Source organism: Amycolatopsis sp. M39, from assembly GCF_001651785.1.
Classification (GTDB): domain Bacteria; phylum Actinomycetota; class Actinomycetes; order Mycobacteriales; family Pseudonocardiaceae; genus Amycolatopsis; species Amycolatopsis rubida.
The window spans coordinates 45,810-64,087 of sequence record NZ_LWSF01000026.1 but is presented as its reverse complement, the minus strand read 5'-3'; the positions used below and the strand labels follow the sequence as shown (position 1 = coordinate 64,087).

General features: G+C 68.9%; 18 protein-coding genes. 6 read left to right on the top strand and 12 right to left on the bottom strand.

The features are described 5' to 3' along the window. The first annotated feature begins 4 nt into the window (after positions 1 to 4). The 3 genes from A4R44_RS36725 to A4R44_RS36715 are packed head-to-tail and all read left to right on the top strand — an operon-like array spanning position 5 to position 1,990. Positions 5 to 811, top strand: coding sequence for an ABC transporter permease (locus A4R44_RS36725; RefSeq protein ID WP_067591368.1), 807 nt, complete (start codon positions 5 to 7; stop codon positions 809 to 811). A 17-nt stretch (positions 812 to 828) separates the two neighbouring features. Continuing rightward, positions 829 to 1,032: an MbtH family protein gene (locus A4R44_RS36720; protein WP_067591365.1), complete on the top strand. Its 204-nt coding sequence runs from the start codon at positions 829 to 831 to the stop codon at positions 1,030 to 1,032. A gap of 1 nt (position 1,033) precedes the next feature. Beyond that, a complete protein-coding gene (locus tag A4R44_RS36715) occupies positions 1,034 to 1,990 on the top strand; it encodes an ATP-binding cassette domain-containing protein (RefSeq protein WP_067591362.1) in 957 nt (318 codons plus the stop codon). A 9-nt stretch (positions 1,991 to 1,999) separates the two neighbouring features. Here the strand turns inward: A4R44_RS36715 and A4R44_RS36710 are convergent, their stop codons facing one another. The 9 genes from A4R44_RS36710 to A4R44_RS36670 all read right to left on the bottom strand — a co-directional run bounded on the left by A4R44_RS36710 (position 2,000) and on the right by A4R44_RS36670 (position 11,134). Next, on the bottom strand, positions 2,000 to 3,286 hold the full coding sequence (locus A4R44_RS36710) for an MMPL family transporter (RefSeq protein ID WP_067591359.1): 1,287 nt from the start codon (positions 3,284 to 3,286) through the stop codon (positions 2,000 to 2,002). A 119-nt stretch (positions 3,287 to 3,405) separates the two neighbouring features. After that, on the bottom strand, positions 3,406 to 4,383 hold the full coding sequence (gene sbnA / locus A4R44_RS36705; RefSeq protein WP_067591356.1) for a 2,3-diaminopropionate biosynthesis protein SbnA: 978 nt from the start codon (positions 4,381 to 4,383) through the stop codon (positions 3,406 to 3,408). Continuing rightward, positions 4,383 to 5,420 carry a 2,3-diaminopropionate biosynthesis protein SbnB gene (sbnB, locus tag A4R44_RS36700; protein WP_067591353.1) on the bottom strand — a complete coding sequence of 346 codons (1,038 nt, stop codon included), beginning with the start codon at positions 5,418 to 5,420 and terminating at the stop codon, positions 4,383 to 4,385. Before sbnB ends, sbnA begins: the two co-directional genes overlap by 1 nt. Before the next feature lie 36 nt (positions 5,421 to 5,456). Continuing rightward, the gene (locus A4R44_RS36695; protein WP_067591351.1) at positions 5,457 to 6,827 is read right to left on the bottom strand and encodes an ATP-grasp domain-containing protein; all 1,371 of its coding nucleotides are present in this window, start codon (positions 6,825 to 6,827) and stop codon (positions 5,457 to 5,459) included. Between the two features lie 68 nt (positions 6,828 to 6,895). Beyond that, positions 6,896 to 7,630, bottom strand: coding sequence for a 3-oxoacyl-[acyl-carrier-protein] reductase (gene fabG / locus A4R44_RS36690; protein WP_067591348.1), 735 nt, complete (start codon positions 7,628 to 7,630; stop codon positions 6,896 to 6,898). After that, positions 7,627 to 8,703, bottom strand: coding sequence for a beta-ketoacyl synthase N-terminal-like domain-containing protein (locus A4R44_RS36685; RefSeq protein ID WP_067591345.1), 1,077 nt, complete (start codon positions 8,701 to 8,703; stop codon positions 7,627 to 7,629). The genes fabG and A4R44_RS36685 overlap by 4 nt, the downstream gene beginning before the upstream one ends. Beyond that, the gene (locus A4R44_RS36680) at positions 8,700 to 9,953 is read right to left on the bottom strand and encodes a beta-ketoacyl synthase (protein ID WP_067591342.1); all 1,254 of its coding nucleotides are present in this window, start codon (positions 9,951 to 9,953) and stop codon (positions 8,700 to 8,702) included. Before A4R44_RS36680 ends, A4R44_RS36685 begins: the two co-directional genes overlap by 4 nt. Before the next feature lie 5 nt (positions 9,954 to 9,958). Beyond that, positions 9,959 to 10,210: an acyl carrier protein gene (locus A4R44_RS36675; protein ID WP_037812007.1), complete on the bottom strand. Its 252-nt coding sequence runs from the start codon at positions 10,208 to 10,210 to the stop codon at positions 9,959 to 9,961. A gap of 171 nt (positions 10,211 to 10,381) precedes the next feature. Further along, on the bottom strand, positions 10,382 to 11,134 hold the full coding sequence (locus A4R44_RS36670) for an AfsR/SARP family transcriptional regulator (RefSeq protein WP_093574084.1): 753 nt from the start codon (positions 11,132 to 11,134) through the stop codon (positions 10,382 to 10,384). Positions 11,135 to 12,466: 1,332 nt separating this feature from the next. Here A4R44_RS36670 and A4R44_RS51205 point away from each other — a divergent pair. Together A4R44_RS51205 and A4R44_RS36660 are read left to right on the top strand one after the other, a co-directional pair. Beyond that, positions 12,467 to 12,793 (top strand): metal-sulfur cluster assembly factor, encoded by a 327-nt coding sequence (locus A4R44_RS51205; RefSeq protein WP_067591339.1) that lies wholly within the window; start codon positions 12,467 to 12,469, stop codon positions 12,791 to 12,793. Positions 12,794 to 12,839: 46 nt separating this feature from the next. After that, positions 12,840 to 13,130, top strand: coding sequence for a putative quinol monooxygenase (locus tag A4R44_RS36660; protein WP_067591336.1), 291 nt, complete (start codon positions 12,840 to 12,842; stop codon positions 13,128 to 13,130). A 206-nt stretch (positions 13,131 to 13,336) separates the two neighbouring features. Here A4R44_RS36660 and A4R44_RS36655 read toward each other — a convergent pair whose 3' ends face one another. Next, complete coding sequence (locus A4R44_RS36655) at positions 13,337 to 14,626, bottom strand: alpha/beta hydrolase (RefSeq protein ID WP_157905083.1); 1,290 nt, start codon at positions 14,624 to 14,626, stop codon at positions 13,337 to 13,339. A gap of 321 nt (positions 14,627 to 14,947) precedes the next feature. Here A4R44_RS36655 and A4R44_RS36650 point away from each other — a divergent pair, with 321 nt between their 5' ends. Then, entirely contained in the window at positions 14,948 to 15,583 is a 636-nt protein-coding gene (locus A4R44_RS36650) for a TetR/AcrR family transcriptional regulator (protein ID WP_067591330.1), read from the top strand. A 1-nt stretch (position 15,584) separates the two neighbouring features. Here A4R44_RS36650 and A4R44_RS36645 read toward each other — a convergent pair whose 3' ends face one another. Further along, entirely contained in the window at positions 15,585 to 16,385 is an 801-nt protein-coding gene (locus tag A4R44_RS36645) for an enoyl-CoA hydratase/isomerase family protein (protein ID WP_067591328.1), read from the bottom strand. Next, the gene (locus A4R44_RS36640) at positions 16,382 to 18,277 is read right to left on the bottom strand and encodes an AMP-binding protein (RefSeq protein ID WP_067591325.1); all 1,896 of its coding nucleotides are present in this window, start codon (positions 18,275 to 18,277) and stop codon (positions 16,382 to 16,384) included. Before A4R44_RS36640 ends, A4R44_RS36645 begins: the two co-directional genes overlap by 4 nt. Position 18,278 lies beyond the last annotated feature (1 nt).

Genomic DNA, 18,278 nt, shown 5'->3' with positions numbered 1-18,278 from the left:
CACAATGACCACCCCGACGGAGCCCCCACGGGCAATGGCCGCGGCCGTCGAAACACTCGCCCTGGCCGGTCGTCGGCTGACCCACCTGCGCAAAGTCCCCGGCCGGCTTCTCGCGATCACGTTGAATTCGCTGATCACGATGCTGGCCATCGGCTACGTCTTCAAAGGCGCGGTGAGCGTCGAAGGCGGCGGCAGCTATCCGGAGTTCCTCTTCCCGGCCGCGCTCATGCAGGTGGGCCTCGCCGGCATCGCACCGACCGCGATCGCGGTGGCGATGGACCTCAAAGGCGGGCTGACCGACCGGTTCCGTTCCCTGCCGATCTCCCGTCCCGCCGTGCTGTTCGGCCACACCATCGGCGACGCGCTGGTCGGCTTGGTCGCGCTGGCGATCGTCGCCGGGATCGGACTGGCGGTCGGCGGCCGCGTGCACGCCGGATTCCCCGCGCTGCTCGCCGGATTGGCCGTGCTCGCGCTCTTTCTCTACGTGATGATCTGGGTCGGCGTGCTGCTCGGGCTGTCCATGGGCAATCCCGAATCCATCGACGGCGTCGGCGCGGTGCTGACGCTCGGGCTCTCCTTCCTGTCCAACGCGTTCATGGCGGTCAGCCAGCTGCCGTCGTGGGTCCGGCCGATCGCCGAGTGGAACCCGGTCAGCTCCGTCACCACGCTGTGCCGCCAGCTGTGGGGCGTACCGGTGCCCGCGGACAGTTCGTTCCCCGCCCAGCATCCCGGCGTCGTCGTCGCGGTGACGCTGGTCGTGCTCTTCGCCGCGGCGACCCTGCTGAGCTTCCGCCGTTACCGCCTCGCCTAACCGATCCGGAGTACGCAATGACAAACCCGTTTGACGACCAGAACGGCGCTTTCCTCGTCCTGGTCAACGACGCCAAGCAGTACAGCCTTTGGCCGTCCTTCGCGGAAATCCCGTCCGGCTGGCGGGTTTCGCTCGGGGAGAGCAGCCGTGAAGAAGCCCTCGCGCACATTTCGGGCCACTGGACCGATCTGTCGCCCGAGAACATCCGGGAAGCAGGCTGACATGACACCGCACGGAGAACTCGCGATCGAAGCCGAAGGGCTGCGCAAACGCTACGGCGACCACGAAGCGCTCGCCGGCGTCGACCTCGCCGTTCCGCCCGGCACCGTGCTGGGCTTGCTCGGCCCCAACGGCGCGGGCAAGACCACGACCGTCCGGATGCTCGCGACCCTGCTCCCGCCGGACGGCGGGAGCGCGCTGGTCGCCGGACACGACATCGTGCGGGAACGCAAACAGGTCCAGCGGCACATCGCCCTCGCGGGCCAGTACGCCGCCGTCGACGAACTGTTGACTGGCAGACAGAACCTGGTGCTGCTGGGCCGTCTTCTGCACCTTGGCCGTCGAGGAGCACGCGCCCGCGCCGGCGAACTGCTGGAGCGGTTCAACCTCGTCGAGGCGGCAGATCGGGCGGTCGGGACGTACTCCGGCGGAATGCGTCGCCGGCTGGACCTCGCGACCTGTCTCGTGGCGCGTCCCTCGGTGCTCTTCCTGGACGAACCGACCACGGGACTCGACCCGGCGAGCCGCATGGGCTTGTGGACGATGGTCCGCGAGTTGGTCAGCGAAGGCGTGACGGTCCTGCTCACCACGCAGTACCTCGAAGAAGCCGACTACCTCGCCGACCGGATCGTGGTCATCGACAAGGGCCGGAGCGTCGCGGAAGGAACCGCGGACGAACTCAAGCGCAAGGTCGGCCGGGAACGGCTGGAAGTCGCTGTCGCCCACCCCGAAGGGCTCGCGGATGCAGTGGCGGCGCTGACGCCGGTCGCGGTCGGTGTCCCGGTCGTCGACGAACGCCGGTGCAGCATCTCGCTCGAACTGCTCGACGAGAGCGGCGGAATCGCCGCGGCGGCGAGCGCGTTGCACGAACGCGGCGTCGCGCTGGCGGACTTCGCGCTCCGCAGGCCGACCCTCGACGAAGCCTTCCTCGACCTCACCGGGCACCCGACCACGGGGTGAGGCCCCGGCTCACTTTCGCGCAGCCCCCGGCCCGGTCCGCCGCCACCAGCGGACCGGGCCGGCTAGCGAGAGCAGCAAGGGAAGCAGCACCAACCGGATCACCAGCACGTCCATCGCCAGCGCCGCGGCGGCGGCCCAGCCGAACTCGCTCAGCTCGCCGGGGCCGGCGATCCCGAGCGCGCTGAAGATCCCGATCGACACCACGCTCGCGCTGGAGATCGCCACGGCGCCGCGCCGCAGTCCCTCCGCGAGCACGTGCTGCGGGGACATCCCGGTCAGCGCCTCGACACGGAAGTGGTGCAGCAGGCAGACATGCATGTCAGTCGTGGGCGCGGCGAGCACCGCCACCAGCGCCACTGGCAGCCAGGTCGGGGTCGGCGGATCCATGCAGGTGAGCATGGTCAGCGCGAAAAGCGCGGACAGTACGGAAAGCACCGCGGTCGTCAGTGCGACCACGACCGGCCGGAAAGCTGTGATCACTGCCAACGAGGTCAGCCCGATCAGCATCGCCAGCGGCAACGGCGGCAGCGCCGGCGATTCGAGGTAGCGGTAGACGACGTAGCCGAGCGCAGCGGCAGTGCAGGCCAGCGCGCCGATGAGCCCCGCCGCGTTGCGGTAACGCCAGGTCGCGGGCAGGCGGGCGACGAACCGGGGCAGCCAGTGCCACTGGAACGACCTCTTCACCGGAAGCGCGATCCGGGTCAGCAGCACCGGGAGCAACGTCAGCGCCGCGGCGGCCTCCACCAGAACGACCAGGACCACGGCAGCCGCCAATCGCATGACGTGCGGCTCCCCGGTCAGACACAACCCGGTCATCGCGGAAAGCATCGCGAGTCCGGTGACGAGCGCGGTCCGCCCGGCGGTCGAGGCGACGATCTGCGCGGTGTCGGACGCGTCGTGCTTGCCCGGCGGCATCTCCTGCCGCCTGCGGACCGCGAACAGCAGATGGTTGGCCGCGCTCGTGATGCCGGGCAGGAGAACGAGGTTCCAGCTGCCGAACGAACCCGCTCGTTCGGCGACCGCCATCAGCGCGCCGAGCGCGCCGACCCCGACGGTCGCGAGATATCCGAACGCGATCGCGGCCAGCCGCAGCGAACCCAGCACCAGCAACAACAGCAGTGCGGTGAGCAGGCAGCCGACCGTGAGGACGGAACCGGCGGGTGCCGCGGAGCTGCCGGTCGTGGCGGCGAGCCCTTCGCTCGCCGCCACGGCCAGGAACAGCAGCCACGCGCACAGGACCGGACCGGGGTGTCCGGCACACCAGCGCGCGAGACGGAGCAGAGGTAGCGTTCGCAATGCCGCACTCCTTGGGCCGCTTCAGGCCTCCCGCCGCGCAGGCGGCAAGCCGGACGGTCTAAGGATGGCTCCTCGTGATCGTGCGCACACTGGGCGTGGCACCTCGATTTCGAGTGGTACTAGCTCCCGAGCGCGGCGGGCGGGGCGAGCGCCGCGTCTCCGTAGAGGTCGGCCACCCACTGGTCGTGGTAAACCGTGTCCAGGTAGCGGTCGCCGAGATCGGGGGAGACCGCCACCGCGGTGAGGCTTTCGCCGTGCTCGTGCCGGTCGAGCCAGTTCAGCGCCCCGGCCACCACGGTGCCGGTCGAGCCGCCGAACAGGAACCCCGCCCGGACGAGCCTGCGGCACATGCGCACGGTGTCGAGTTCCGGCACGTGCACCACATCGTCCACATAGGACTCGTCGAGCAGCGCGGGCCGGACGCCGGTGCCGAGACCGGGGATCATCCGCGGGGCGGCCGGGGTTCCGAAGGTCACCGAACCCACGGTGTCGATGGCCACCACGCGCATTCCGGGGCAGTGCTCGCGCAGATACCGCGCGCAGCCCATCAGCGTGCCGGTCGTGCCCGCTCCGATGAACGCCACGTCGGCGCCTGGGAACGAGTTCGCGATCTGCGGTCCGGTGGTGCGGTAGTGCGCCTGCCAGTTTCCCGCGTTCGCGTACTGATTGAGCCACACCCGGTCGTCGCCCTCGGCGCACAGCCGCCGCACGTGCGCGATCCGCGCGCCGAGCAGCCCGTCTTCCGGATGCGGCTCGGTGATCACGTGCACCTCGGCGCCGAGCGTTTGCATCAGCTGCCGGGCACCGAGGGTGCAGCGTGAATCGGTGACGCAGATGAACCGGTAACCCCGGCTGGTGGCGACGAGGCTCAGCGCCACCCCGAGGTTGCCGGACGAACTCTCCACCAGGGTCGCGCCCGGTCTCAGCGTGCCGTCCAGTTCGGCCGCGTCGATCATCTCGGTCGCGGCCTTGATCTTGATCGAACCGGCGAAGTTGAAGCCCTCGCATTTGAGGTAGAGCGATCGCCCTGTACACCCGTTCAGATCGACGAACAGGTCCTCGACGTTGAACTCGTGCGGACTGGTGATGATCGGCATCAGCGCTGGCCGTAGCGGTCGAGTTCGAAGAAGAAGTCGCCGACCTCGTGCAGTTCGCCCCGGCGGCGCAGTTCGTCCAGGACGTGTTTGCCGACCGCGAGGTCCAGCACGCCGAGGCCGAACGGCGAGAACACCAGCGGCCGGTCAGCGTCCAGGGCGAGTGCCCCGGTCAGCACGTCGAAGAGGGTGCCGTCGAGGAAGTCGCGTCCGCCGGTGGCCTGTTCGGCCAGGTGCACCGAGGTGTTGGCCTTGAGGCAGTGCTCGACGTCGTCGACCACGTTGGCCGAGGCCAGGATGACCTCGGTGGACAGATCGCGCAGGGAGACGTTCAGCACGAGCGGGTTGTGGCTGAACCAGGCCGGATCGTGCACGTGCGGCTCCCCGGCCACGGTGGCGAACACGATCAGGTCGCTGCCGCGGATCAGTTCCTCGGCGCTTTCGCGCACCGCGATCCCGCTCGCGCCGGTGCTCTCCAGGTAGCCCCGGAAGCCGGCGGCGTGCTCGGCGGAGAGGTCGAACACCGCGGTCTCGTCGAAGTCCCAGCCGGTGCCGAGCAGGAACCGGTGCACGTAACGCGCGATGAGCCCGGTGCCGACGAACCCGAGCCGCCGCGGCCGTTCGCCGCGCCTGCTGAGCCAGTCGGCCGCCAGCGCCGCCGACGCCGCGGTCCGGCTGGCGCTGATGATCGAGCTTTCCATGCAGGCCAGCGGGTAACCGGTCGCCTGGTCGTTGAGGATCAGCACGGCCGAGGCGCGCGGCAGCCCCGTGCGGACGTTCTCCGGGAAACTGGAGATCCACTTGACCCCGTCCACCGCGACCTCCCCGCCGACCGAGGCGGGCAGCGCGATGATCCGCGCGGACGGCCGGTCCGGGAACCGGAGGAAGTAGGAGGGCGGGTTGACGGTCGCCTGCTGCCCGTGCAGCCGGTAGGCCGCCTCGATCAGTTCGGCCAGCTGCTTCTCGGCGCCGTCGAGCACCTGGTGCACCTGTGCTCCGGACACGACGGCGAACTCCGGAACGGTAGCGGTTTCGGTCACAGCACTTCCTTATTCTTCGGCTGGGCGGAAATGGGGCTAGTCCTGCTGCAGGACGGCCAGCGCGCGTTCGACCCGCGCGTCGATCCGGTCGACCTCGGCGACCGAATCCCCGATGAGCACGCCGTAGAGGCGGCCGGCGAACGGGGCCCCGTCCGCGGTCTGCGCGCCGGCGTTGACGGTGGCGAAGTTGTTCACCAGCAGGCCGCTGCCCGCGCCGTCGAAAAGCAGGTCGCCGAGCACCTCGCGGAACCGGTCGAAGCCGACGCTGGTGCCGAGCCGCAGCGAGTAGTGCCGGGCCATCGCGGTCTCGCCCGCGGTGACGAAGCGTTCCTGGATCGGCACCTGATAGGTGGACATGTTGTTGCGGGCGTTGATTTCCAGCACCGGGAAGATGCCACCGTCCGGTTCGACGATCGCGTCCACTCCGACGACGCCGTAGTAGCCGTCGGCGGCGAGCTGCCCGCCGAGCGCCTGCGCCGCGGACCGGATGGTCTCCAGCTGCGCCTCGTCCAGCCGCGGCGGGATCCGGTGCCCCTTGTGGACGCCGTTCTCGGTGATCAGCTCCTTGACGAAGTCGAAATGCACCGAACCGTCGCGGCTCACGGTGAACTGGTAGTTGAGGTCGGCGCGCTTGTCGACCCACTCCTCGACGACGAACGCGATCCGGTCCCGGCCCTTCCGGCGGGCGGTCGCGGAGATCATCCGGCGCAACCGGTCGAGACGGCGTTCGTCGGAGACCACCGAGATCCCCTTGCCGGAAACCCCGAACGCCTCCTTGACGACGACCTTTCGCCCGGTGGCGAGCACGGCGGCGGCCTCGGTGACGGCCTCGTCGAGCAGGTCGAGCGTGTCGCACGCCCAGCCGTTCGGCTGCCGCAACCCGAGCTTCGTCGCGATGCGGCGGCTGTAGATCTTGCTGTTCACCGCCTTGCACCGAGCCGCGTCCGGAGCGGCCAACGGCAACCCAGTCGCAGTAGACAGTTCTTCTTCCACCGCGGAGACACCGTGCGCGAGCAGACACGCTTCATCGGTGCGCAACGCGGACAGCGCGGCGATCAACCACGGATCGTGCAGCGCGTCCTGGCTGACCGTGCGCGCCGGATCCGGGTCCGCGATCACGTGGATCTGCGGCAGGTCGAGACCGAGCCCTTCCAGATAGCCGCGGTAACCGGGGTCGGGCGCGTGCTTGAGCACCACGTGGTCCCGCTTCCCGCCCAGCAGCAACGTGAACTCGTCCATGCTGTTGACGACCGCCATGCCGCCCGGGGCGGACACCCGGGGCAGCCCCTGCTCGTCGACCGCCCACTGCTCTTCGACCTCGAAGTTGCCGACGAACACCAGCGGGCGGTCGGCCGTGCCCAGAACCGCGGTCTTGAGCCGCGGGATGAAACCGTTGTCGGCGCTCATGACGTCCTTTCGCCAGCGCACGGATAGGACGCGGCACGCGCTGCCAGCGCTGCCGCGGGAGAGAGCAGCTAGACGACGAAGCCGCCGTCGACCTCGAAGACGCTGCCGGTGATGTAGGAAGCGCGGTCGGAAACCAGGAACGACACCAGGTCCGCGACCTCTTCCGGCTTGCCGAACCGGCGCAGCGGGACAGCCCGCAGCATCTTCTCGCGAGTCGCTTCGCTGAGCTTGCCGAGCATGTCGGTCTCGATCAGGCCCGGCGCGACGGAGTTGACCCGCACCCCGTACCGGCCGACTTCCTTGGCCAGCGCCTTGGTGAAGCCGAGCACGCCGCTCTTGGCCGCCGAGTAGTTGGTCTGCGTCGGATTGCCGTGCACACCGGACACCGAGGACAGCGTCACGACGCTTCCGGCGCGGCGTTTGATCATCCGGAACACCGCGGGGCGGCACGCGTGGAAGACGCCGTCGAGATTGGTGCGCAGGACACTCGACCAGTCCGGTTCGGCCATCAGCGCGAGCGAACCGTCCCGGGTGATCCCGGCCGAGGTGACCAGCGCGTCCGGCGGCCCGAACTCGTCGGCCGTGCGCTCCACCCATGCCGTGACCGCCTCGCCGTCGGCGACGTCGACCTGAGTCGCCTCGACGCGCACGCCCAGGTCGAGGACTTCCTTGACGAGAACGTCCGCTGCGGTCTGGTTGCTGTGGTAGCAGAAAGCGACGTCGAACCCGTCCTGTGCCAGGCGGAGCACGACCGCCCGGCCGATCCCGCGGGAGCCGCCGGTCACGAGCGCGGTTCTGCTCATCGCGCACCGCCGAGCTGCAGCAGCGCACAGGCCACCGAACCGTCGTCATCGCAAGCGGTCACGACGATGTGGTCCTGGTCGCCGTGGTCGGCGCCGTCGGCGATGCTGAGCACCGACGCCAGACCGAACAACGCGGTCGCCGCCGAGGTGTCGCCGATGAGATCCACCGGCGGCACGCGATCCGTCACTTCGTCTCCGAACAGCTGCCGCAGCGTGGCGTCCTCGGGACGGTCCGATCCCGCCGGGAAGCCACTGCCGACCGCCGCCCACACTTGGTCCGCGTCGACGCCAGACCGTTTCAGCAGCGAGGACACGGTGGCGTGCAAGGTTCCGGCGAGGTCACCGTCGAGGCAGATCCGCGAGTCGATGCCGGTCAGTGTCGCCAGCACGGTGCGCGGATCGGCCGAGTCCGCCGGTTCGAGCAGGAACATCGCACAGCCTTCGCCGAGCGTCGCCGCTCCGCCGCGCCGGTGGTGTTCAAGCCAGGACCGCGCGTCGGAATGCTCCTCGGCCGCACCGCACAACACCTGAGCCGCACGTTCGGTCATCAGCAGCCGGCGCGCGTAGTTCAACGCCTGCAACCCAGTGGTGCGCCCCGCGGCGATCGTCGCGTTGGGCCCCTTGAGCCCGTGCCAGATCGCGGCCTGCCCCGCCGCGCAGTTCATCACGGTGCCGGGGACCGCGGCGGGTTCGACGTGGTCGGGCTGTTCGCCGGTGATCGACGCGCGGGTCAGGTCCATCATGCTCTGCGCACTGCCGGTCGTGGTGCCGAGCACGAAACCGATGTGCTCGCGGTCGCCGTCCGGGGCCAGTTCCATGTCGGCGAGCAACTGCTGCGCGGCCGCGACGGTCAGCCCGCTGACCCGGTTCATCGCCCGGGTCTTCTTGCGGCCGAACCTCTCGCGCACGTCGAAGCTGGGCACGACGGCCGCCGGGTCGTTCGGCCCGCCCGGTTCGACGGTGGGCTCGCGCCGGGAGCGAACGCCCTCGGCGAACGCTTCCCGGCCGTAGCCGAAGGGGGAGATGGCGGTCCAGGCCGAGATGACCGGACGGCGCCGAGCCGGTGCGGTCACCGTACGGCCTCCTCTCGGGGTTGCCGCTCGTACCGGCCGAGCAGGACCACGGCGTTGTTGCCGCCGAAGGCCCAGCCGTTGTTCTGCACGATGTCGAGGTCGGCGTCGACGGATTCGTTGGGCACGCAGTCCACCGGGCAGTCCGGGTCGGTGTCGCGGTGGTTGATGGTGGGCGGGATGAACTGCTCGGTGAGCGCGATCGAACAGCCGATCGCGGCCAGCGCGCTCGCCGCGCCCATCGAGTGCCCCAGCATGGATTTCATCGACACGGTGCGCGGCGGCTTCGGCCCGAAGAGGTCGCGGATCGCCGCGGACTCGGTCATGTCGTTGGCTTTGGTCCCGGTGCCGTGCGCCGAGATCAGGTCGATTTCGGCGGGTTTGACCCCGGCGTCGGCCAGCGCCAGCTCCATGCAGCGGGCGATCCCGGCCTGATGCGGCGCCACCGGATGGTGCGCGTCGCAGGACATGCCGTACCCCAGCACTTCCGCGTAGATCCGGGCGCCGCGGGCGAGCGCGGAGTCGAGGCTCTCCAGCAGAAGAATGCCCGCGCCCTCGCCGGTGAGGATGCCCATCCGGTTGCGGTCGAAGGGACGGCAGCAGTCCGGGGCGATGCTGCGCAACCGGTAGAACGAGGTGAACGTCTTGCGGCACAGCGCATCGGCGCCGCCGCAGAGGGCGAACTCGGCGTCCCCGCACCGGATCGCGTCGAGCGAGTTGCCGATGGCGTAGTTCCCCGCCGAGCACGCCGTCGCGATGGTCCCGGTCTCGACGTCGGTCAGTTCGAGTTCGCGCGCGATCGACGTGGCCAGCCGTCCCGCGGAGGTGCGGCGCACCAGCTTCGGGTCGAGACCGGCCAGCCCGGCGGAGAGTTCCCGCGCCACGAGACCGTCGAGTTCGTGCGCCTCGCCGTCGGTGCTGCCCACTGAGACCAGCGTGCGCGCGGCGCGAAGGGTTTCCAGCGGCAGCCCTGAATCCTCGACGGCGAGGCGGGCGGCCGCGGTGGAGAACCGGCTCGCCCGGCCGAGATCGCCGGGGTCGAGCGTGCGGATCCACCGGGCGGGCTCGAAGTCGGCGACCTCGCAGCCGTTGTCGTGGGCGAACCCGGTGGTGTCGAACACCGAGATCGGCCGGACGTTGCTGCGCCCGGCGCGCAGTGCCGAGGTGAACTCCCGGACCCCGATGCCGATGCTCGACACGACACCGCATCCGGTGATGACCACCCGTCGTCCGATACTGGTCGGCTGCGACATGTCCGCTACCAGCTCGCGGATTCCGAGACGACCTCGTACACCGCGCGCAGGTTGGTCATCCGGGCGAACTGGGCCTGGTCGATCGTGACGCCGAACTTCTTCTCCAGCGCGGCCAGCACGTCCATCAGCGACAGCGAATCGGCCTCGTGGTCGTCGGCGAAATCGCTGGTTTCGGTGAGCTCCGCGTCGTCGAGTTCGAGGTGCGTGCAGACGATCTCGCGGATCTGCTGCATGCGTTCGGAGACGGCTGTCGTCATGGGGGTCACTTCCGATCGTCTGGGACCGTTGCAAGGGATCGGCCCGAAAACTAGCGGCGAGCGGTGACACCCTTCTGACAGCGCCCTGACGCGGCGGGCCCCGTAGGCGCGGTGTCAGCAGGCGGTCATCGGGGACTGCCATGCTGACGCCGTGGAAGAGAAAACGACGGTTCAGTCGAGAACCTGGTCCTGCATCAGGATGGACTGGTACAGCCGGCGCAGCCCCGGTCCGGGCTCCAGCCCGAGTTCGGCGCTCAGCCACTTCCGGGTGCTGTGGAAAACGGAGACCGCCTCACCCTGCCTGCCGTCGCGGTAAAGCGAGATCATCAGGTACTCGCTGAGCCGCTCGCGGGCCGGGTTCTCCGCGACGAGTTGTTTCAGATCGTGGGAAAGCCCATGATGTTCCCCGACCTGAAGACGTGCGGAGATCAGGTCCTCCTGCACAGTGAGCCGATGCTCGTTGAGCTGCCCGGCGGCCATCCGGCAGCGAGTGCAATCGGCCACGTCGAGCAATGCGGGCCCGCGCCAGAGCCGCAGTGCTTGTTCGAAGGCCGTGATGGCACCACGCGGATCCTGCCCGAGCAGCGTGGCACCACGCTGTGCCAAGGCGGAAAACCGATGCGCGTCGACGGCCTCGGCAGGCACGGTCATCAGATACCCGCTGCTGACCGTGCGCACCACCTCGCGCTCGCCGGTCACGTTGAACACGAGCTTCCGCAACCGCGCGATGTTGGCCTGCAAAGCATTGCGCACGTTGGAGACCGGTTTGTCGGCCCACAGCTCGTCCGCGAGCGTGTCCAGGGACAACGGAACCCCCGGCGACAACGCCAGCAACGCCAGCACAGTCCGCACCTTTCGCGACGCGACTCCGTGTCCGCGGCCGGCTTGCCTGAGCGTGACCGATCCCAATAGCTCAATTTCCATATCTACCCCTGAGGAAAAATAGCCCGTCTCAAGTGACCCCACGCACCGAGCTGTCGGCCGAGCCGAGCATGTCAGACATTGAAAAGACGGTCTACCTCCGATCGGGGTAATGCGTTGGCGTCATGCGCGACAGTTTCTCGTCGGCAATAGGCAGGCCGTTCCCATTTGTCGCCTCCGACCTCCCGATGGTGGTGCTGGCACCAGGTGCGACAGTGGTGCTACCTCCACCAGAAGGGCCTTCTTCGGCGAATACCTTGTCGTACTCGCCGGTACGGTGTTGGATCAATTATCGCGGCCGGGGTGGAGCTGCGTTTTTCGGAATGGGGTGAGTTCTATTTGCAGTTCCGGGCAACATTTCTGCCCGTTGCTGCCGAGTTGACGAAAGGTTATTTATTAGCGAGCTGGCGACGCAGAGTGTTTCTGTTGTTCCCCAGCGTCGCTCCACGGCATTCGGCATCATGAACGCCGCCGCCCGACTGCTGGGACACAATCCCGCTTTTGCGCCAGTGTGCAATCCGCGGCATCGACTGGCCGGGTCGTGACCGGGGAATTTTGCGAACTTCCGCACTTTCGACGGAGTCACCTCTGCGCGCGGCCGATCCCCGCCTTCCCCCGAGACGCATCCGGCCCCAGTCCACGTCTCGTCCCCCGGAGAAGTCGCGAACCACCGCACCGATCTTCGCGCTGGAGCGACCCAGCCCGGTGCGAGCCCAACCGGACGAGCCGGAACGGGATCCCGCGACGACCAACGCCGCGCCCATCTTCTCCCTGCCCCCGTCTGCCCCGATCTCCAGCACTAACTGCCATGCGCCTTCCATCGCCCGCCGGAGACAATCCGGAAGCCGGTCTCCGCGCGAAAAGCCCCCCGCCTATCAGCTCCACGCCGTCACTACCGGATCACGCCCAGCTGGCGATGCTCCGCACCACGCCCCAGCGCCGCCAGCTAGCTCCGCGCGTTAGCCACCAAACGGCACGAATCGGCGTTTCCCCAACCGCGCTTCCTCGATGACCGTGGTCGAGTCCATGAACCGGCTGCCAGCCAACGCCATCCACATGCCGCCACCTAACCCAAGACGACCCTCCGGCCAGCAGACGCGCGAGTTCCGTACCCCCGCTCGCGCGGGGAGAACGACTGCAAGGTTCTGCCCGCCGCGAACCACCGGGGACCACTCCCGCTCGTGCGGGGAGAACCAGCTGGTTCTCCCGGCCCACCGCCACCGTTTCGCTGACCCTCCAGCCAGCGGCACGCGTCCCGCGGCACCCCGGGCGTTCCAGCCCGCGGCCGAGCCGTCAGCAGCGGCACCGGCCGAGACCGCGGCCGGAACGCGCACCGTGGAACCGGAACCCGGCAGCGCGGCCGAGGCCGTTCGCGAGGCGCTCTGCGACGTCCTCGACCCCGATCTCGGCGTCAACATCGTCGATCTCGGATTTATCCGGGGAATCGGCCTCGACGAGGCGGGAATCGTGAGCCTGACCATGACGCTGACGTCCGCGGCCTGTCCACTGACCGGGATCATGACCGACCAGATCAACCGGGTGCTCGTCGACGAGCCGGAAGCTCCGGCGAAGGGCGTTCACATCGAGTGGGCGTGGACACCCGGCGACAGCAGCGCCGAGGGCCGCGAGCAGTTGCGCGCCATCGGTTTCACCCGCTTCTGATCCCCTCGTTTCCGTATTCGCCGACTCATGAGCAGAAGAACACGTCATGGCGTTCGTGGTGATCGCGACCTGGAAGGCCAAGCCCGGCCAGGCCGAGCGCATCCGCGACATCCTCCGCACCGTCGCCCCGTTGAACCGGCGGGAGGAGAAGTCGCTCGAATTCCAGGCCCACGTCAGCGCGGAAGACCCGGATACCTTCGTGCTGTACGAGAAGTACGTCGACGCGTCGGGCTACGACGACCACAAGGCAGGCGAGCCCTTTCGCAAGTACGTTCTCGGCGAGGCCATCCCGAACCTCGCCGACCGCAGCGTCACGACACTGGAAACTCTTGACTGAGCGAGTTTTCCCGTTGTCGGCAACGGCTTGACCCGGCACAGCACTTCACGGCCGGGCCGTGGTGAGCCGCGGCGGACGGATCCGACGAGAACCGGCGCCGGCGGAGCTGCGTCCGGCAGCGGCCTCCCGCTGTGCTTTGTCCAGCACTGCTGACCACGACCGACGAGCCGCGCGCCGGAGCATGCCGGCGCGCGGCCCCGGTCGCGTCAGGTCCCGGCGATGACTCCCTCGGGGAAGGTCCCCACCAGCGAGTCGGTCAGATTGCCGATCGTGGACAGTGCCTGTGCCATGCCCGGAATCGGATCCTTGTTGTCGCCGATCCCAGGGACGACGTTGCTCGCCCGCTGCAGAAGCGCGACAGCCGGCACGACGGCTTGGACGACCGTCGCGTTGACCGCCTTCGCGGCGAGGCTGGGCGCCGGGGCTTGCGGAACGGCCGTCGCGGCCGCCGCGCCGGGGGCGGTGTTCCGCACGGCGTTGCCCGCCCCGACATACTTGTCGGCGAAGTCGAGCATGCGTGCGTTGCTCTCCGGTGCGCTCTTCTCCAGCTGCAGATCGTGGGCGGTGTTCGGCACGACGTCCGCGACGACCGTCGCCTGCGGACCGTAGAACGGGCGTTCGAAGTCGGCCAGCGCCTTGGAGTCCGAGCAGCTCGGTCCCAGCAGCCCGCAGATGAACGGGTCGTGCTGCCCGACGACGGTGTAGACCGGGATGTTCAGCGTGCGGTCGACGTTCAGGACGTTGTAGCCCGCCAGAGTGGCCAGCTCCACGAGATTGCCGGTGTCCTTGAGCTGCTCGTCCTTCGCGACCACGCCGGGATCGGTCGAGGAGGGGGAGCCGAGATAGAACCCGCCGCGAGTGCCCGGATAACTGGTCAGGTAGGCGGGATCGAGCCCGGCCGCGGCGAACTTCGGATCGAGCGCCGCCGGGTAGTCGTCGGCGATGATCTTGCTGACGACGTTGACGTAGTTGAGGGAATGGGCGATCGCCGTCGGCATGATGGCGTCGACGTCTTTGTACAGGCCCGCTTCGGTCATCGTGACGATGCCGCCAAGGCTGTGCCCGACCTCGATCACCTTGCTGAACGGGGTGCCGAGCCTGCCGTCCCGCAAGGCCGTGATGACCTGGTGGACGGTACTGACATCGGCGTAGAAGTTGTCGAAGGCGCTCAACGGCCGGGTGGACTGGCCGTCACCGAGCCGGTCGATGTTCAGGGTGGCGTAGCCGCGCTTGTTCGCCGCACGCACGTAGGAGTAAGTGTCGGGCTCGTAGGGCGCGTCCCAGTAGTACCGCGCGTACGACCAGCCGTGAACGAGTATCTGCACCGTCGTGGCACCAGGCGGAGTGCACAGCGTGCCGGCGATCGTGGCCGCCTGCCCGGCCGCGGTGACCGGCACCGCGACGTTCTGGCAAGTGGTGGCGGCAGGTTCCGCCGCGCCGGCCGGAGCTACGGCGGCGCTCGCGCCGAGCAGCAGTCCGCCGGCCAGCGTCACCACGCGCCGGAACACATTTTGTGAACGAAGATTCTTTAAAGCAGCCAAGGTTGACCTCATTGTCGTCCCGAAATGTGGGCAGCTTGAAAGAAACTCGCCCGCCAGGGCGGGTATCTATGCTCGGCAGCCCAGTCGAGTTAGTGATTAGACGTTCACTAGCCAGCTGAAGCTACCACGTGGAACCCGACGTGTCCTCACATGAACGGGTTATTTTGCGTCCGGAAAGCGCGGAACCCGCTCGCCGCGGGGCTTGCCCGGCCGCGCACGGCGTCTTCGCGGGGCGTCAGCGGTAGCATCGAGGGCAACGACCGTCAGGAGGTACCGGTGAAGGAAGCGCGGCGGCGCGATCCCGCGAGGAAGGCGCTGATCTTGACCGCGGCGGCCGAGCTGATCTCGCGAAACGGCTATCACACCGTGGGCATGGCCGATATCGGCCGGGCCGCGGGCATCGTGGGATCCGGGATATACCGGCACTTCGACAGCAAGTCCGCGATTCTCGCGGACCTGCTTGAGCAGGTCATGGACCAGCTCTCGCACGCGGCTTCGACCATCGTGGACAAAGCGGGCGACGATCGGCTCGCGGTGAGCGAGCTGATCGCCAACCACGCGAGAGTGGCCATTCACGACCGTCGGATCCTGCAGGTGTACCACCGGGAAGCCCGCAACCTGCCGGAGAACGACCTGCGCCGCCTGCGCCGTGCGCAGCGCCACTACATCGAGGAATGGGTCGCCGCGGTGGCGCCGTTGCGCCCAGGCCTGGCCGACGGCGAGATCCGGGTGCTGGTCCACGCGGCGATCGGCAGCATCCAGTCCATCCTGTTCTACAACTCCGGACTGCCGGAGCCACAGCTGACGGAGTTGCTGACCGGCACCGCCCACGCGTGCCTCGGAGTCGACGCGGCCCCCGCGGCGCACCTCGTCGAGCCCGCCGAGGAATGGCACGACGAGCAGGGAGCCTGACTCACCGGCCCGCGAAGCGAGGTGCGCGCCGCTCGTGGAACGCCGTCAGCCCTTCCCTGAGGTCGTGGGAGCGGCTGTAGCGCGCGAAGGTGTCGAACTCGAACTCGAGCGCCTCGGCCGTGGGCAGGTCCCTGGCCGCGTTCGCCACGCGTTTGCACTCGGCCAGTCCCAGCGAACTCCGTCGGGCGCATCGCCGCGCGAGGGCCAGCGCGGTGTCCAGAAGCCGCTCGGCGGGCACGATCTCGTCGATCAGCCCCCAGTCGCGAAAGCGTTCCGCCGGTTCGAGATCACCGGTGAGCAGCAGGCGGCGGGCGACGTTCGCGGGAACCTTGCGTTCCAGCCGGACCGTGCCCCCGCCGCCCGGGAGAACGCCGTAGCGGAGGTGCCCGTCACCGAGCAGCGCTCCCTCGGCCGCGATCACGACATCGGCGGCCAGCGCCAGCTCGAACCCGCCCGCGACGGCGTGCCCGTGCACCGCGGCGACCACCGGCAGCGGTGAGTTTTCGAGACGACTGAACACTTTCCCGGCCCGCCGCACGAACGAAAGGATCTTCTCCGCGTCGCCGTCCAGCCGGCCGAGCAACTGCCGCAGATCCGCGCCGGCGCAGAAAGCCCGTCCGTTGCCGGTGATGACGATCGCGCGGCAGGAGACGTGGGTGTCGATGCGGTCGAGTGTGGTTTCGAGGTCACCGAGCAACTCGTCGGACAACGCGTTGAGGCTGTCCGGCCGGTTCAGTGTCACGACGGCGATCGAGTCCTGGACGGTCAGTTCCACCAGGCGGTGTGTCGTGTCGGGGATCATCGGGTATCCCCGCGGAGAACGGCTCGCAGCGCGTCGAGCACGCTCCGGTCTTCGATCGTGGACGGCACCGGCTCGTCGAGGCCGTCGGCGATGCCGCGCATCGTCTTGCGCAGGATCTTGCCGGAGCGCGTCTTGGGCAGGGCCGGCACGATGTCGATCTCCTTGAGCGACGCCACCGCGCCGAGCCGGTCCCGCACCAGTGCCACCAGTTCCTTTCGCAGACCGGCGCCGTAGCCCTCGGCGGAGTCGTCGACCCCGGCCTTGAGCACCACGAACCCGCGCGGGAGCTGTCCCTTCAGCGCGTCGGCCACGCCGATCACCGCGCATTCGGCGACGTCGGGATGCATGGCGAGGATCTCTTCCATGCCCCCGGTGGACAGGCGGTGCCCGGCGACGTTGATGACGTCGTCGGTGCGTCCCATGACGAACACGTAGCCGTCCTCGTCGATCCGCCCGCCGTCGCCGGTGAGGTAATAGCCCTCGAACGCCGCCAGGTACGAGTCGACGAACCGTCCGTCGTCGTTCCACAGCGTCGAAAAAGCACCAGGGGGCAAGGGCAGCTTGGCGACGATGGCCCCGTCCTGGCCGGCCGGGACCTGCGCGCCGTTGGCGTCCAGCACCCGGATGTCCCATCCTGGCAAGGGTTTTGTCGGCGAACCGGGCTTGACCGGCAGCAGCTCGATGCCCGCCGGGTCGGCCACGATCGGCCAGCCCGTCTCGGTCTGCCACCAGTGGTCGATGACGGGGATCTCCAGCAGCTCCGAAGCCCAGTGGTAGGTCTCCGGGTCGAGTCTTTCCCCGGCGAGGAACAGATAGCGCAGCCCGGACAGATCGTGCTGGCGGGCGTACTCGCCCTCCGGGTCCTCCTTCCGGAGCGCACGGAAGGCGGTCGGCGCGGTGAACAGGGACCGCACCCCGTTTTCGGCGCATACCCGCCAGAACTGGCCCGCGTCCGGCGTGCCGACCGGCTTGCCCTCGTAGAGGACCGTCGTCGCACCGGCCAGCAGCGGCGCGTAGACGATGTAGGAGTGCCCGACCACCCAGCCGACGTCGGACGCGGTGAAGATCGTCTGCCCGGGTCCGACGTCGTAGACGTTGGGCATCGACCACGCCAGCGCGGTGGCATAGCCGCCGGAGTCCCGGACCACGCCCTTGGGCTTGCCGGTCGTGCCCGAGGTGTAGAGCACGTAGAGCGGGTCGGTGCTCTTCACCGGCACCGGGTCCGCCGGTGCCGCGCTCGCCACGGCCTCGGCCCAGTCGAGGTCTCCGGGCCCCAGTGTGGCTTTCGCTTGCGGCCGTTGAAGAATCACGCAGTTGCCGGGCCGGTGCGTGGCGAGTTCGAGCGCGCGATCCAGCAACGGTTTGTACTCGATGACCCGCTTGCCTTCAATGCCGCAGGACGCGGAGACGACGACTTTCGGGGTGGCGTCGTCGATCCGGACCGCGAGCTCGTTGGCCGCGAACCCGCCGAACACGACGGAATGCACCGCGCCGATCCTCGCGCACGCGAGCATGGCGATCACCGCCTCCGGGACCATCGGCAGGTACACCACGACCCGATCGCCGGCGACCACGCCGAGACCGCGCAATACTCCGGCGAAAGCCGCCACCTCCTGGGTCAGCCTCGCGTAGGTATAAGTGAGCCGGGTGCCCGTCACGGGGGAGTCGTAGACCAGCGCCGCCTGCTCGCCCCGGCCGGCCGCGACGTGCCGGTCGAGCGCGTTGTGCGCGACGTTCAGCTCACCGTCGGGGAACCAGCGGTAGAACGGCGGGCGCCCGTCGTCGAGCGCCCTGGTGGGGGTGCGGTGCCAGTCCAGCGCTTCGGCGGCGGCGAGCCAGAACCCCTCCCGGTCCGCCACGCTCGCCGCATAGACCTCGTCGTAGCCACCCACG